Genomic DNA, 14352 nt, shown 5'->3' with positions numbered 1-14352 from the left:
GCCTCCGACTTTGATGATCAAAGGCACCGCAGCTTCGGGCATGCACCCTTACCTACATCCCTGCACCACAGGACCACTGCCCCCTCAAAACCCATGAGGCCCGATTCAGACCTGAAGAAGACAGGTTGATTTAGTGGTTCACTAGGCAGGTCGGTTTAGAAACTGAATCAAAGGCTTTTCTCACTTGGCGCCGATCCTTCTTTTCGTTACCGGAGTTCTTGCTGGCCTAATCGCAGGTTTCGTACTGGCACGAACGGTCTTTCGTACACATAGTGGCGATGGTCATGCCGAGCGAAAGCTACTGGAGGAGCGTCTGTTGAAGGCTGACCAAGGATTGGAAAAGTTTGCTGATGAGCTCCAGTCGCAGAGGCAGGAAGCTAAGAGCTTGCAACTCGAGATCGTTGAAGCTCGAGAGAATGCTGTCGAGAGTCGTACACAGCTAGAGGCTGTGCAGCGAGAGCGTGATCAGCTCAAGAGCGAGTTTGTGGAATCTCAGCAATCACTTGAGCAGATCCGCTCTGATCGCGAGCAATTGGGCAAGCAGATGGCTGAGACAAAGGAGCAATTGCGTTCACAGGAAAGTCAGACCACTTTTTTAGAGCAAGCCCGAGTTGATCTACTTACCCAGTTTCGTTCGCTGAGTGGCCAGATGCTGGATAGCTCCCGAGATGCTTTACTCAAAACCACCAAGGAAACAGTGAGCGAACCGGTTAGCAAGCAATTCGAGCAGCTGCGAAACCAAGTAGAGGCATTACAGAAGGACTCCGCCGAGAAGTTGACGGTTTTGGCACAAACCACAATGGATCTTAGGCAGCGCAGCGAAGATGTTCAGGGTGCTGCGCAACAGCTGACAGCAGCCTTGCGCTCCCCCAATGTTAAAGGGCAATGGGGGGAGGTGAATCTGCGTCGCATCCTTGAATTTGTTGGCCTGATCAGCTACTGCGATTTCGATCAGCAGTTACATGTTGGGACAGACGAAGGCGCCTATCGACCTGACTGCGTGATCACTATCCCTGGTTCACGTCGATTAATCGTGGACTCTAAGGCTCCGATCGAAAGCTATTTGGATGCTCTAAAGGTTACAGACGAGACTTTGCGAGAGGCAGCGCTTAATGAGCATCTCCGCAAGGTGCGAAGCCACATAGATCTACTTAGCAAGAAGGACTACGCTAGCAAACTTGGCGCTCTTGGACAGATTGTCGACGCTGTTGTCCTTTTCATCCCGGTTGAAGGCGCTCTCTCCATGGCTCTTGAGCGTGATCCGCAGTTACTTGAATATGCCTTTAGCAAAAATATCATTCTAACCTTCCCTACTAGCTTGCTGGCAATCCTCAAGGGACTAGCAATGACAATCCAGCAAGCAGAGATCTCCAAGAACATAGAAGAGATTCAGAGCAATGCCATAGAGCTCCACAAGCGATTTCTTACATTTACTGATAAGTTCAATGCCATTGGCTCCAACCTCACACGCCTGAACAAGAGCTTCAACGACGCAGTGGGATCAGCGCAGAGTCGTTTGCTCCCTCAAGGTCGTCGCTTTTCAGAAATGGCTGGCCAACAGAGCGAGCCTCAATTCCCTGCAACTATCGAGGAGACCGTTCGAGAACTGATTTCGGGAGAGGAGTGACAAATGGCTTTCTTCTGGGGCGCCCACAATGATGCGTTCTGGCACGAAATTGGTAGTGGTTTCATCTGTTCGCTTAATGCCAAAGGGGGCGCATCTTGAGTTATTAACCCCTATCTACTGGCTCAGTGGTTAGCAGCAATTTTTTTGATAGACAATAAATAAATAAATGAGGACAAAGTTGATCACCCCCAGCAAGCTCTCCCTCTTCTCCCGCAGCCCGGTGATCGGCGCCTGGTGGGAGGAACTGGAAGCACGCAGCCTGTTTGAGGAGAGCAAGCCCGAGCCCAACGCGCTGGATCAGCAGCTGTTTGCTGATGGTCTCCGCCATGAGCAGGTGCTGCTCACCAAGCTGGAAGCCCAGGGCTATCGGATTGCCCGTCTGCCTGGCAAACAGAACGACGCCGACTACGCCGCCACCAAGGCCGCGATGGCAGATGGCTTTGATTTCATCCACCAGGCCTCGCTCTGCAACGACGAACTGCGGGGCTCGGCCGATCTGCTGCGCCGCATCGAGCAATCCTCATCCCTGGGGGCCTGGAGCTACATCCCGATCGAGTGCAAGCTCGCCTCCAAGCCCAAAACCACCTTCTTGGTGCAGGCTTCTGCCTACTGCGAGCTGCTGACGCCGCTGCTTGGCCAGCGACCCGATCACTTCGAGCTCTACCTCGGTGGTGGCCGCTTCCAGCGCTACGCCACCGACCAGTTCTGGGCCTGGTATCAACTGCTGCGCCAGCGCCACCGCACCTTCCGAGCAGCCTTTGACCCACAGGCCATCCCGGAGGACATGCCCGGCGACCACGGTGGCTGGACTGCCTTTATCGAGCAGCGGCTTGTCAATCAGCGCGACCTGATGCTGGTGGCGAACATGCGCCAGAGCCAGCGGCAGAAGCTGCGCGCTGCTGGCATCACCACCATTGATGCCCTTGGGGCATTTCCCGGCGGCATATCGGTACCCGGGTTGAACCCTGAAACGCTGCATGAACTGCGGCAACAGGCCGAACTGCAGCTCACCCCAGCTGGACCCGATGGCCGGCCGGCGTATCGCCTGCGGCCCGTCATCAACGGCAAAGGCCTGGCGGCACTGCCAGCGGCCGATGACGGTGACATCTGGTTCGACATGGAGGGCGTCCAGGACTCGGTGGCCGGCACCAAGCTCGAATACCTCTTTGGCGCCTGCTACCGCGACGCGCCTGGTGGCGAGCCGCAGTTCAAAGCCTGGTGGGCCCACAGCCCTGTGGAGGAGAAGCAGGCCTTTGAGCAGTGGGTGGACTGGGTGGAAGCGCGGCGTGCGCGTCATCCGGGCCTGCGGGTGTACCACTACGCCAGCTACGAGAAGACGGCGATGCGCCGTCTGGCCCAGCAGCACTGCACCCGAGAAGCGGTGATCGATGAGTGGCTGCGCTCTGGCCTGCTGGTGGACCTGCTGCCGGTGTTGACCAGCTCGATCGTGCTGGGTGAGCCCAGCTACTCGATCAAGAAGGTGGAGCACCTCTACATGGAGAAGCGCGAGGCAGAAGTGACCAATGCCGGCGACTCGGTGGTGGCCTACCTCAACTGGCAGAACTCTGGCGAACCCGATCGCCCCGGTCCGTTGCCCGAGGGCAGCCCCCTGCTCAAAGACATCGAGAACTACAACCGGGAGGACTGCGAGTCGACCGTCTTCCTGCATGACTGGATGCGCAATCTCAAGCGCGAGCAGGGGCTGCCGGAGGAACCCCTGCAGCTGAGCAGCGAGGGCCAGGAGCCCAAGGAACCCTGGCCGCTGGAGCAACTCAGCGCCCAGCTCCTGGCTGAACTGCCGGAGGAGCTGCAAAGCGATCCGCCGGCTAACGCCACAGATGCGCTCCTCGCCGCCCAGGAAGAAGGCGGACGCAGGGGAATGAGTTGGCGGGTGCAGCGCTTGCTGGCCCAGCTGCTGCCCTTCCACCACCGCGAGGCCAAGGTGGCCTGGTGGGCCTATTTCGACCGGCGCAACAGGGCCGAACTCAGCCCGGGTGATCTGGTTGACGACGGAGAAGCGATCGCCGAGGCCCGCTGGAAAAGTGTGGAACCGCGCGAAAGCAAGCTCACTGGGGCCGATTACCACACCTTTTCGTTTGATCCGGCCCAGCCGCTCAAGCTGCGGGCCGATAGCGGTGATCGGGGCCTCCAGCTGGAGATCCCCGAAACCGGCCTGAAGGTGAGTGTCGAGTCGCTCGATGCCGAACGCGGCCGTGTCACCTTGAAGCTGCCTTGGAAAAAGCGCGATCAGCGCCGCGCTGATGGGCTGGGCGATGGCATTCCCGATCGGCTCACCTCGCTGATCAAGGTGCCGGCCGACATCAGCGAGAAGCTGCGAGAGAGCCTGCTGGAGCAGGCCAATGCCTGGCTGGACGGCAACCAAGCGCTGCCGCCGGCGATGCTGCAGCTGCTGGAGCGCCAGCCCATTGCCGAGCTGGAGGCCCTCAATAGCGCCATTGCGGCTGAGCCAGGCTCTGTTGCAACCCGGCTGGCGAGCTTCCTTGCCAACTCCAGCGGCGTCACCCTGGCGCTGCAGGGCCCGCCAGGGACGGGCAAATCAACGGTGACAGGCCAGGTGATCGCCCAGCTGGTGGCCGACGGCAAGCGGGTAGCGATCAGCTCGAATAGCCATGCCGCCATCAACAACCTGCTGATCAAGGCACACACCACCTGCCAGGAGCAGGGCCTTGGGGATCAGGTGGTGAAGTGCAGCAGCAGCAGCAAGAAGGAGGAGGTTCTCGCTCGTGAGGGCATCCCCCTGGTGCATCCCGACGAGATCACAGAGGAGCAGGCTGTAGTGGGCGGTACTACCTGGATGTTCTGCCGAGATGAGCTCTCTGAGCAGTTCGACCTGCTGGTGATCGACGAGGCGGGGCAGATGTCGCTGGCCAACCTGCTGGTGATGGCGCGTTGCGCCAAAACAATCCTGCTGGTGGGCGATCAGCAGCAGCTGGCCCAGCCCACCCAGGCCGATCATCCAGGGGATTCCGGACTCTCCTGCCTGGAGTATTTGATGCAGGGGGCCCACGTGGTGCCAGACGATCGCGGCGTGTTCCTGGCCACCAGCTGGCGCATGGAACCCTCGCTCACGGCGATGGTGTCGCAGCTCTTCTATGACGGCCGGCTCAAGGCCAATCCGGCCAACGCCGTCAACGCGATCAGCTGGCACCAGCGCTATCTGGCGGCGACGGGTGAGCCGTTGCCAGAGCAGGGGTTGGTGTTTGAGCCCGTGGCCCACAGCGGCTGCAGCGTTGTCTGCGAAGCCGAGATCGATCGCATCGAGCAGATCGTTGATGCCCTGCTCAACGGCAGCTACTGCCATGCGCGTGCTGGCGGAGAGCAACGGGGCGTGCTCGGGCCGGAGCAGATCCTGGTGACCGCTCCCTACAACGTGCAGGTGAACCGGCTGCAGCTGCGCCTCGGCAAGCGGGCGCGGGTGGGCACGGTGGACAAATTCCAGGGCCAGGAAGCCCCAGTGGCCATCCACTCGCTCACCGCCAGTGATGGTGATGCCGCACCGCGGGGCCTGGGCTTTCTGCTGGAGCCCAACCGGCTCAACGTGGCGATCAGCCGCGCCCAGTGCCTATCGATCGTGGTGGGCTCACCCGGCCTGACCACCGGGATTGCCAACACGGTGGAGGAGGTCGAGCAGATCAATCGGCTGTGCCGAATCACCCAATCAGCCACGACCTGATCTCTGATGACAACCATGCCGAAATCAATCTGGCTTTCAGTTGCTGCTGCCCTGTCGTTGCTGTCTGTCATGGGCAGCACCGCCCTGGCCCAGCAACCTGTTCAGCCCTTGCCCAGGTCAGGTGGCTGTCCCCTCGGCTACTACAGCTCCGGCGGCTACTGCGTGCCCAGCTCCGGCGGCAACAACCGTGGCGCCATTGAAAAGGTGGGCGGTGGCTGCCCCCTGGGCTTTTATTCCTCTGGCAACTACTGCGTCAGCAGCCCCAGCAACGATCGCGAGGTGATTCAGAAGACGGGCAAGGGATGCCCGCTGGGTTGGTATTCATCAGGTGGGTACTGCGTCAAAAGCCGGTGAAATTTGCCCTGCCGGCAGTCCTATGTTGCAGGTTTTGCTGAGTGCCGTGTCCCAAAGTGAGTTGTTGCGGTTTCTGGCCCATGTGAGGGCTGATCCTGCCCTGCGGCAAATGATGGCGGATGCCCTTACGGCTGATCAGGTGTCGCTGCTTGCCCAGGAGAGGGGATTTCTGGTCTCTGGTAGCGACATCCTGCGCTTCCACGGCCAGTCGGCCTCAGGGATCCGCATCAGCCGCATCGACCACCCTGGCGAATATCCCGGCCGTTACTACTAAGTTCACTTTTGACCGCAATCAGCACTTGCAAAATAAAACCCCTGAGGTAACCCTCAGGGGCACTGGCCAAGAACATTCAATTGGCGGCCGATAGAAGCTGCTGGCGTTGGCGCCTGGGGCCATGCATTCCAGGTATGGGGCGGATGGTCCTCCTGTGGGCACCTGTGGCGGTGCGGCTGGAGTGTCGATCAGTCAGGCGCACAAGGTGAGCTGCAGTGGGGAATGCTGCTCTATTGCCCGGCTGAACGACCCGCCCACGAATAGGTAAAGACTGTTGGAGCAGGGGCCGGCAGTCAGCGTGCTTCTTGAACCTGGCCGGGTGGCGTGTCGTCCATCTTGGGCGCCTCCTGGGTTGATGAGCACAGCATCGCTGGGCCAGCGGCTCAGCACAATCGGCCTTTACACGCATTGCCTCTGGTTGCAGATCGGAGCAGGATGAAAGTGCTTTGTGCTCTGCAGCGGCTCAGGGCCTGCGCAATGGTGGCGGCTTCCACTAAGGCGTGCAGACCTGCCAGCCCGATCTGCGCTTCTTGGCCCAGAGCTTGATCGCCTCATCTCGCATCAGTTTCCTGCGATGTTTGAGCAGCGGTGGCTCCCCGCCGGGCATCACTTCCCCCAGCGACACCTCCAGCGCCTGACTCCAGCGGTCGTAGCGGCATGGCTTGAAATAGAGCACCTGGCGACCGCTGCTCAGCCAGCCCTCAGATCTTCACCGCAGATGGGATGTGGCCAAAGACTGGTGAGCACTTACCTCCCTACGTGGTCATGCATCTGAAACGCTCTTGGGCTGGGCATGGGCCCGTGCTGATCGCTGCTGTCGAACCGGATTGGCCACCGCGGCGATCAACGACTCGGGAATGTGGAGCCGGTCGGGCCACCATGGTCAGAACGACCTGAGGGCTACGGCATGGATCCAGCCACGGCCCTCGGCTGGGCGCTGCTGTCACTGGCCGCCGCCGCCGCCCTTGGCCTGCTGACCCTGATCGCCGGCCTGGCGCGGGTGTTTGCGCAGGCGCCCAGGCTGATGGAGCAGCCAGAGCCGGGAACTGAAGCGTCAGAGGCCCTGGCCAGCACCTCGCTCACGGTGGTGGTGCCCACCTACAACGAAGCGGCCAACATCGCCGCCTGCCTCACCAGCATGCTGCGCAGCGAGGCCCCCTGCGGCGACTGGCGGGTGTTGCTGGTGGACGATCGCTCCAGCGATGCCACGGTGGCGATCGCCGAGGAGTCGGCAGGAGCCTGCGGTGCCACGGAGCCCCGCTTCTCACTGCTCGACGCCGGGGCCCGGCCGGAGGACGAGCGCTGGGTGGGCAAGAACTGGGCCTGCAGCCGTGCCATGGAGCAGGTGAGCAGTGACTGGGTGCTGTTCGTCGATGCCGATGTGCGCCTGCAGCCAGCAACCCTGCGGCGCGCCCTGGCCCAGGCGAGCGCTGACGGGGCGGACCTGCTAAGCCTCGCGCCGCGACTGAGCTGCGGCTGCCTGGCGGAGTGGATGGTGCAGCCAATCATGGTCAGCCTGTTGGGGCTCGGCTTTTCGATTGAGGCCGCCAATGATCCCGCCAGTCCGGTGGCGTTCGCCGCCGGGCCGTTCATGCTGTTCCGACGCAGCGCCTACGCGGCTATCGGCGGCCACAGGGCCCTGGCGGCGGAGGTGGTGGAGGACCTGGCTCTGGCGCGGCGGATCAAGCAAGGCGGCCATCGCCTGCGTTACCTGCTGGGGTTAGATGCGCTCGAGCTGCGCATGTACAGCGATTTCGCCTCCCTGTGGGAGGGCTGGACCAAAAACTGGCTGCTGGGCCTCGATGGCGATGTGGCCAGAGCCCTGGCGGCCTCCTCGGTGGTGCTGCTGATGTTCAGCGGCCCCTGGCTAATGACCCCGGCTGCGGCCTTCGCCGCAGTGCTGCTGCCGGATCAGCGGCTGGTGCTGCTGGCCGCCCTGGCCTTCGCCCTGACGGGCATCTGCCTACAGCTGGTCCTGCGCCTGTGGACCCGCCGCCACTTCCAGGTGCCGCTGACCCTTTGGTGGCTTATGGGAGCCGGTGCCCTGGTGGTGGCCGCGATCGGCCCGGTGTCGGTATGGCGCACCCTCAGCGGCCGCGGTTGGACCTGGAAGGGGCGGCCGTTGGCGTGAACGGCGACTGGAAATCCAGTGTCGGCAAATCGGGCGGCAGGTGATGCCGTTGCCCAGGTGCTCGGCGGCGAGCGGTTCATGAACAGCCGCCCGCTTTGGCCCCTTCCCCCACCGCAATGCCGCCCTGAGGTGGGTGTCAAGCACTCAGGAGCTGGCCTTCATGCAGACGCCGGCCTCCCGGCCCACTCCTCCAGCGGCGCCATCGCTGCACGGAAGGCTGCGTCAACAACAGCGGCACCGGTTGATCCGGCAGCCATTCGCCGCTGGTGACCTCCAAGTGTTGGCTCCAGCAATGCCACATGGGGTCCAGGACTGGCGATGTCACTGATCAGCGGCTCTGATCAACCTTCATGCACCAAGGGTTGTCGCACCGATCCCAGTTGGAACGCCATGACGGCGGCACCTCTGGCTCAGGCCTTGCAGAAGCGGAAGGGCCTGGCGGGTTCACCACAGAGCAGGCCCGTCTACTGGCTGGTCTCAGCTGCCGATGAAATCGTGCAGCATCACGCGACAGCAACGGCTTCCCGCATGGCCAAGGTCCGGTTGATCTCCGTCGGTTCCAGGGGAGACCTGCAGCCCTACCTGGCGATCCTGCTGGAACTGCAGCGCCGCGGACATCAGGTGAGCCTGATCGGCAGCGTCAACTTCCAGGCCATGGCGGAAGCCCATGCGCTGCCGTTCGTGCCCCTGCCGGGTGACTTCACCTCGCTGCTGAGCTCGGAGGCGGGCCTGGCGTTGATGCAGGGCAAGCCCGTGCGCCTGATCTGCGATGCACTGCTGGGTGAGCTGCTGGAGACGGCTCGCGCCGCCATGGAGGGCACGGATTTGCTTTTGGTGTCGCCGCTGTGCCTGTGGGGTTACCACCTGGCAGAGGCCGCCGGCTGTCCCCTGGTGGTACTGAGCCCCATGCCGATCATGGCCACCGGGGATTTCCCCTTTCTGGGCTTCCCCGCCTCACCAACCAGCCGCAATGCCGGCAGCACAAGGCATCGAATCCGGCGCCGGCTCAACCGCAGCAGCTACCGGCTGGTCAGCCTGCTCAAGTGGCGTCAGGACGCCCGGGTGATCCAGGCCTTTCGCCGCGATCGCCTGGACCTGCAGCCCCTCCCCTGGGGCGGCGCCGAGAGCCGCCGCACCCCACCGGCCTATCTGGTGGATCCGCCGGTGCTGCATCTGATCAGTCCTCAGGTGTTGCCGCACCCGGCTGACTGGAAGGCGAGCGCCTCGCTCACCGGCTTCTGCTTCCTCGAGCCCCGCACGGCCGCTGGGGCCATCCTGCCTACGCCCTACAGCCCGGATCGGGAGCTGAGCGCCTTCCTTGAGGGCGGCCCTGCTCCCTTCTATGCCGGTTTCGGCAGCATGATTAGCCGCGATCCAGAAGCGCTGGCGGCTGCGGTAGTGGAAGCAGCGCAGCTGGCTGGCGTTCGACTGATCCTCTCGCCCGGTTGGGGCCGGGTTGTGCCCCGAGCGGCCCTGCCCGCTGATGTGCTTCTGCTGGAAGAGTGCCCGCACAGCTGGCTGTTTCCCAGGGTGCAGGCCGCGATTCATCACGGCGGTGCCGGCACCACCGCCACCACGCTGCGCTGCGGCATCCCGTCGACGGTGGTGGCGTTCTTTGCGGACCAGCCCGCCTGGGGACGCACGCTGGAGCAGCTCGGGGTCAGCCCGGCCACACACCGGTTGAGCAGTCTCAGCGCCGAGGCCCTGGCTGCCAGCATCCGAGCCCTGGCAGGCGAACCACGCTTCCGCCAGCGAGCCCGGGAGTTGCAGCAGTTGCTGGCCCGCGAGGACGGGGTGGCCTGCACCGCCAGTGCTATCGAAGCCCGCCTCGCCGGCATGGGGTAATCCTCAGCGCCTGCTTTCGCACCCCTGTACAGGCCCAACACGATCTTCCACTCGCCGAGCTGTTGACTTTGCTCGCGCAGAGCGCTCTATGCGGCTGCTGATCAATGGGCGCAGAAGCCCCAGCGATCGCCAACAGTCACCTGCTTAGCCCTCCAACTCCTTGATAGATCGGTCCGTCGCGGTCGGAGCGGAATTGCACCTGGGCACGGGGTACCTGCTCTAAGAGCTCCCTCAGCAATTGATCGAGAAGCTTTTTGCTTTGGGGTGCCCCGGCGCCCATCCCCTCCCGGCTGGAGACCAGAACCCCCAGGACATCGCCGCGCCGCAGCTCCAGCAGAAGCTTCACTGGCAGACCACCTGAAACAAGGTCCATCGAGGCGTTGCGGCGATCCAGCCAGGTGAGGGCCGCACCCCAGCTCTGGGCGATCTGCTCGAGTGCAGCGCGCAGCGCCTGGCCATCAGCTACCGGTGTAATCAGTGCCTCAAAGCGGGCCATGGCTACTTCCCTTCCCATCCACTCTGGCGGTTCACCGTAGTGATCAGGAGCCGGGCGTCACCCTCGAAATGGCTGCTCCTCCCAAGAGCGCCTGCAGCAGGTTGAGTGGGCTGCCAACCTTCTTTGCGTTTCTCGCTCCAGAGCTTGAGGGCCTCCTCGCGGCTGAGCTCCAGCCGCCGCTTGAGCAGCGGCACCGGTTGATCCGGCAACAGCTCACCGACCGTGACTTCTAGCTGCTGACACCAACGGTCCCAGCGGGTCGGCCGGAAGTGCAGCACCTGTCGGCCATCGCTCAGCCAGGCCTCCTGGGGTGAGAGCGGCGGGCGCTGCCGGCTACCTAAGTGCATGGGTGCCCGGCTTAGGCCGCCTCTGGCGCCCAGCCCCGCTGTCGATGCAGGTCTTCGGTCCAGCCCTGGCAACGGTAAGTGAGGTGCTCGCCGTGGGCGATAAGGCCCTGATGCAGGTGGCAGGTGAGCAGTGGGATGCACTCTGGCCCCGGGTGGTGGCGGAAGAAGTGGCAGGTCATGCAGACCTGGCGGCTGCGGCTGGAGCGGAGCACCGCCTGATCAAGCCAGGGCCAGTCTTCGATCTCCTCCTTGCGGGAGGGCTCTAAGCGGGAGAGGGGGATAGGCACCCTGGCGACTGTTGCATGCGTACGCCTGTACTAGCACGGTATGGGTCTTGGTGCCAGGGGTTCTGCTCTGGCCGCCGCCCTTGGTGGGTGTCCTTGATGGGGCCCCTTGCGGGGCGGCTGGGCTGGTCACCTCGGGCTGGCGCTTATTGGAAACATGCCGACCATTACGCGCCCACCCCTGAACAGCGAACGCACCACCGCAGCAGGCCTAAGTACTGCATAGAGACAGGGTCCACCCATGGTAGTTACTCTAGCTAATTGCCACCTAATTTTGCTGTCTAATTATGGCCAACCTGCTTAATGGGTCCTTCCTGGGTGTATGGCATGCGAGGTAATTAGAACCGCACCGGCAGGCCAGGTACAGGGTAGATGTTTTGGGACGTCCACCTAAATCGGCTAATGTGGCTATAGCAACCACTACCCGCCTCCCCCGCGCCAGGAGCACCCCTCATCGCTTATCAGGAGCACCCAATGGAAGTGAGCATCACAGAAGCATCGATAGCGCTTGGCTTTCGGAGCCGCAGCACGATCTACAGGCTGCTCAAGAACGGATTATTGACTGCTTTTGAGCGCACCAGCCCATCCGGTGCACGCTGCCTTGAACTCAACGGACTGGCGGACACGGTGAGACGATTGCTGAGGAGGCAGGTCAATAGCGCCACCCCGGTGCCAAGCGCGGCTCCTGCTCTGGACTGGTGGGGTGATGTGGCATCTAGCTGTAACCGCTACCTCGATGTTGACTGCTGGGGCCCACCGCCATGGAGCCCTCTGCAGTGGTCTGTGCTGGTGGGAGTAGCCCAAATGGCTATTGAGGAGTTGGGCAATTTCAAAGAATCAGGTTGAGCTCACAGGAACTTCGCTTTTGCTGCAGCATATTCATCACTAGATAGCAAACCCTATTACAAGTCACAACCAAAAGACTGCAGCCACCAGTGGACGATAGGATTCTTACTTCCAGTTGTGTAGGCCAAGCAAATCCCAAGAGGCTGGGCTTCTTGGTAGTGGTTCTGGCAAGGCCTGCATCATGTAAGGATTACTATAGGAAAGTGGATTCGTAGGTTCGCCGATCAAACGGGGCGGACGCCTGGCCCTTTTTGCGATGTTGGCCCCTTTTCTTGCGCTGAGGTGTCTTAACCCCCTCAGGTGTCACAACCTCTTCTAAGGGGGGTTGTGACACTGAAACCGACTGCGCCTCAATTGATTTGGGCGGGTGAAGGGGGGTGCCACAACCCCCCTCAGAAAAAAGCTGATTCGTATGTTCACCAGCGCCCCCTGTAGCGCTCTCCTCTACCTCCTCCCTTTTTCCTGAAATAGGTTGTGGCGGTTGGGACAAGGTGGACAGACCCGTTCCAGTGCAGTCAGTCTGGGGTGTCACAACCCCGGCGCCTTGTGGTTGTGGCGGTTGTGGCGGTTGGGACAGCTCCCACCGGCGGACCTTCCGCCCCCCTACCCGTTCTTGCTTGCGCTTCTGAAAGCTCATTTTCTTCAGCACAGCCGCGATCCTGTTTTCGTCGTATCTCTGGATTTGGTCTGGGCGTCGCAGGCCGGCTGAGTACAGCACCTCCGCGCTGGTGAAGGGCTGTTCTGGGTCGTAGCGCAGAGGGGCGGGGTCGCGTTCCCTGTCCCACCGCGCCAACGGATCGCCGTCCATCCAGGCGCGGACCATCTCGACCCATGGGTCCTGCTGGTTGAAGTCCTCGTTTTGTGTGGCGCTCAGGGTTTCCATGGTCGTGGAGAGTATGGGGAGCTCACCCGAGCGGTAGGCGATCACAGCCGCTTTCCAGATCGAATCCCTGGCGGCAGCGATGCCCGCCGGATCCAATGGGCGAGCACCCTCAACCGGAACGACCCAGTACCGGCGGTTGCCGGTGTCATCCCGCAGGAAAGTGTCCTCGTTGACAGTGGCGGCGAAAACCGACTGACGGGGAAGCCGTTCCGCTGTGCGCCCATACGGTGGACGCATGTTGTCGATACTGGTGGTTATTAGATTCTTCAATCGCCCGGATTCTTTGCGGTTGGTGACGCTCTCCAGCTCCGCCAGCTCATAGATCCAAGTGCTGTGAACATTCAGTATTAGATCCTTTTCGTTTTCGGGCACGCTGCAGCAATGCAAATCCTTTGAGGCGAGGGCCTCAATTGATCGAGACTTCTGCTGGCCTTGTCCGCCCTGTAGCACCAAGCAGTAGTCCATCTGGCAGCCGGGATGGAGCGCCCGCGCAACAGCACCAATCAGCCACTTGCGGATCATCTCAACGTGAAGCGGGTTGGTAGCGCGAAAGAAGCGCGGCCCGACCTGATCGAGATCAAACGGGGTGATGCTGGGGTTTACCTCGATCTGCTCCAGGTAATCGCGGACCGGGTGATGGGGGCATTGCCTAGCGGCATGGAGCACCGCCTTCACGACGGGCTCCGCCGTGATGCGCCAGCCCTTGGCGGTGAGCAGCACATAAGCGGAATCAAGGCAGGCGTCAGTGATCCGCTGCCACCGGCTGCTGGTCTGAATCTCAGCCCGTAGATCAAGCTCGTTGAATCTCAGCCAGTTGAGTGGAAGCATCTCGGCCAACTGGCCGGGACTCAGGGTTTGATGGTTGCCCTTCTCGCTCCAGCCATCTGGCAGCAGCTGGATCAATGCCTGGAACGATGCGGGTGGTGGTGACTGGTCGTCAAAACCGTTGACGATCCCGCCTGCATCATTTTGCCGGCCCGCGGGCCGTAAGTCCCGCTTGAGGTCGTGGCGCTGGATGTCGATGCCGTAGTGCTCGCGCAGAAATGGGTAAAGCGAGCCTGGGCTGATGCGGTCTGGTCCTTTGCGGAAATAGCCTGCAAGGTCTGTGACGGTGGGCGAATGCTGGGCCATCAACTCATGTGCCCGCTCGGTGCCCAGCTCAACCGACAGACGAAGCGCTAGCCCTAGCAACTCATCACGGCGGCCCTGGTCATGCTTGAACTCAGGCACCTGCCTCAAGGCATCAATCACAGAGCTTTCTGGCCGTGGTGGCAGGTCTGCTGCTGCCTTGCGAGCGCTACTGGCAAAGGGCCCTGACTGCTTGACGTTGAGCAACTGGGGCTCGGGCTCCGGCAGGCAGTCCAGGATCTGCTGGAGGGTGTAGCGGCTGCCGGTGTCGTGGATCAACTCAGCCCGCTGGCCGTTGGGCTTGCCTGTCTTTTTGTCGATATAGTCAAAGCCAGGCAGACGCATCAGCCTTGATGGGTTGCTGCAATGCTTGTCGCTGTCGCAATGCTTGATCAGGCGTTGGGTCACAACTCGCCATTCATCAGGCGACAGGGGCTCGGTTA

11 protein-coding genes are annotated in these 14352 nt (G+C 62.0%); 6 read left to right on the top strand and 5 right to left on the bottom strand.

Annotated features, from left to right (window positions below):
- Positions 1 to 184: 184 nt before the first annotated feature.
- The 4 genes from rmuC (at position 185) to H8F27_RS16695 (ending at position 5949) form a co-directional block, all read left to right on the top strand.
- Positions 185 to 1627: a DNA recombination protein RmuC gene (gene rmuC, locus H8F27_RS16710; RefSeq protein WP_197149655.1), complete on the top strand. Its 1443-nt coding sequence runs from the start codon at positions 185 to 187 to the stop codon at positions 1625 to 1627.
- A 178-nt stretch (positions 1628 to 1805) separates the two neighbouring features.
- Positions 1806 to 5321 carry a TM0106 family RecB-like putative nuclease gene (locus H8F27_RS16705; RefSeq protein WP_231596394.1) on the top strand — a complete coding sequence of 1172 codons (3516 nt, stop codon included), beginning with the start codon at positions 1806 to 1808 and terminating at the stop codon, positions 5319 to 5321.
- A gap of 15 nt (positions 5322 to 5336) precedes the next feature.
- Entirely contained in the window at positions 5337 to 5675 is a 339-nt protein-coding gene (locus H8F27_RS16700; RefSeq protein WP_197149647.1) for a hypothetical protein, read from the top strand.
- 46 nt (positions 5676 to 5721) lie between these two features.
- The gene (locus H8F27_RS16695) at positions 5722 to 5949 is read left to right on the top strand and encodes a Nif11-like leader peptide family natural product precursor (RefSeq protein ID WP_197149645.1); all 228 of its coding nucleotides are present in this window, start codon (positions 5722 to 5724) and stop codon (positions 5947 to 5949) included.
- Between the two features lie 493 nt (positions 5950 to 6442).
- Here the strand turns inward: H8F27_RS16695 and H8F27_RS16690 are convergent, their stop codons facing one another.
- Positions 6443 to 6643: a DUF1651 domain-containing protein gene (locus H8F27_RS16690; protein ID WP_197153666.1), complete on the bottom strand. Its 201-nt coding sequence runs from the start codon at positions 6641 to 6643 to the stop codon at positions 6443 to 6445.
- Between the two features lie 213 nt (positions 6644 to 6856).
- On the opposite strand from H8F27_RS16690, the gene H8F27_RS16685 reads away from it, so the two are divergent.
- Both H8F27_RS16685 and H8F27_RS16675 read left to right on the top strand, forming a co-directional pair.
- The gene (locus H8F27_RS16685) at positions 6857 to 8080 is read left to right on the top strand and encodes a glycosyltransferase family 2 protein (protein ID WP_197149638.1); all 1224 of its coding nucleotides are present in this window, start codon (positions 6857 to 6859) and stop codon (positions 8078 to 8080) included.
- A gap of 390 nt (positions 8081 to 8470) precedes the next feature.
- The gene (locus tag H8F27_RS16675; protein WP_197149636.1) at positions 8471 to 9925 is read left to right on the top strand and encodes a glycosyltransferase; all 1455 of its coding nucleotides are present in this window, start codon (positions 8471 to 8473) and stop codon (positions 9923 to 9925) included.
- A gap of 136 nt (positions 9926 to 10061) precedes the next feature.
- On the opposite strand, the gene H8F27_RS16670 is transcribed toward H8F27_RS16675, so the two are convergent.
- The 4 genes from H8F27_RS16670 to H8F27_RS16655 form a co-directional block, all read right to left on the bottom strand.
- A complete protein-coding gene (locus H8F27_RS16670) occupies positions 10062 to 10439 on the bottom strand; it encodes a hypothetical protein (RefSeq protein WP_231596392.1) in 378 nt (125 codons plus the stop codon).
- Positions 10424 to 10768 carry a DUF1651 domain-containing protein gene (locus tag H8F27_RS16665; RefSeq protein WP_197149632.1) on the bottom strand — a complete coding sequence of 115 codons (345 nt, stop codon included), beginning with the start codon at positions 10766 to 10768 and terminating at the stop codon, positions 10424 to 10426. The genes H8F27_RS16670 and H8F27_RS16665 overlap by 16 nt, the downstream gene beginning before the upstream one ends.
- A gap of 11 nt (positions 10769 to 10779) precedes the next feature.
- Positions 10780 to 11055 (bottom strand): galactose oxidase, encoded by a 276-nt coding sequence (locus H8F27_RS16660; protein ID WP_197149630.1) that lies wholly within the window; start codon positions 11053 to 11055, stop codon positions 10780 to 10782.
- Between the two features lie 1036 nt (positions 11056 to 12091).
- Positions 12092 to 14188: a virulence-associated E family protein gene (locus tag H8F27_RS16655; RefSeq protein WP_197149628.1), complete on the bottom strand. Its 2097-nt coding sequence runs from the start codon at positions 14186 to 14188 to the stop codon at positions 12092 to 12094.
- Positions 14189 to 14352 lie beyond the last annotated feature (164 nt).

It is taken from the genome of Synechococcus sp. CBW1108 (assembly GCF_015840335.1).
GTDB lineage: Bacteria > Cyanobacteriota > Cyanobacteriia > PCC-6307 > Cyanobiaceae > Cyanobium_A.
This window is presented reverse-complemented; position numbering and strand designations above follow the sequence as displayed.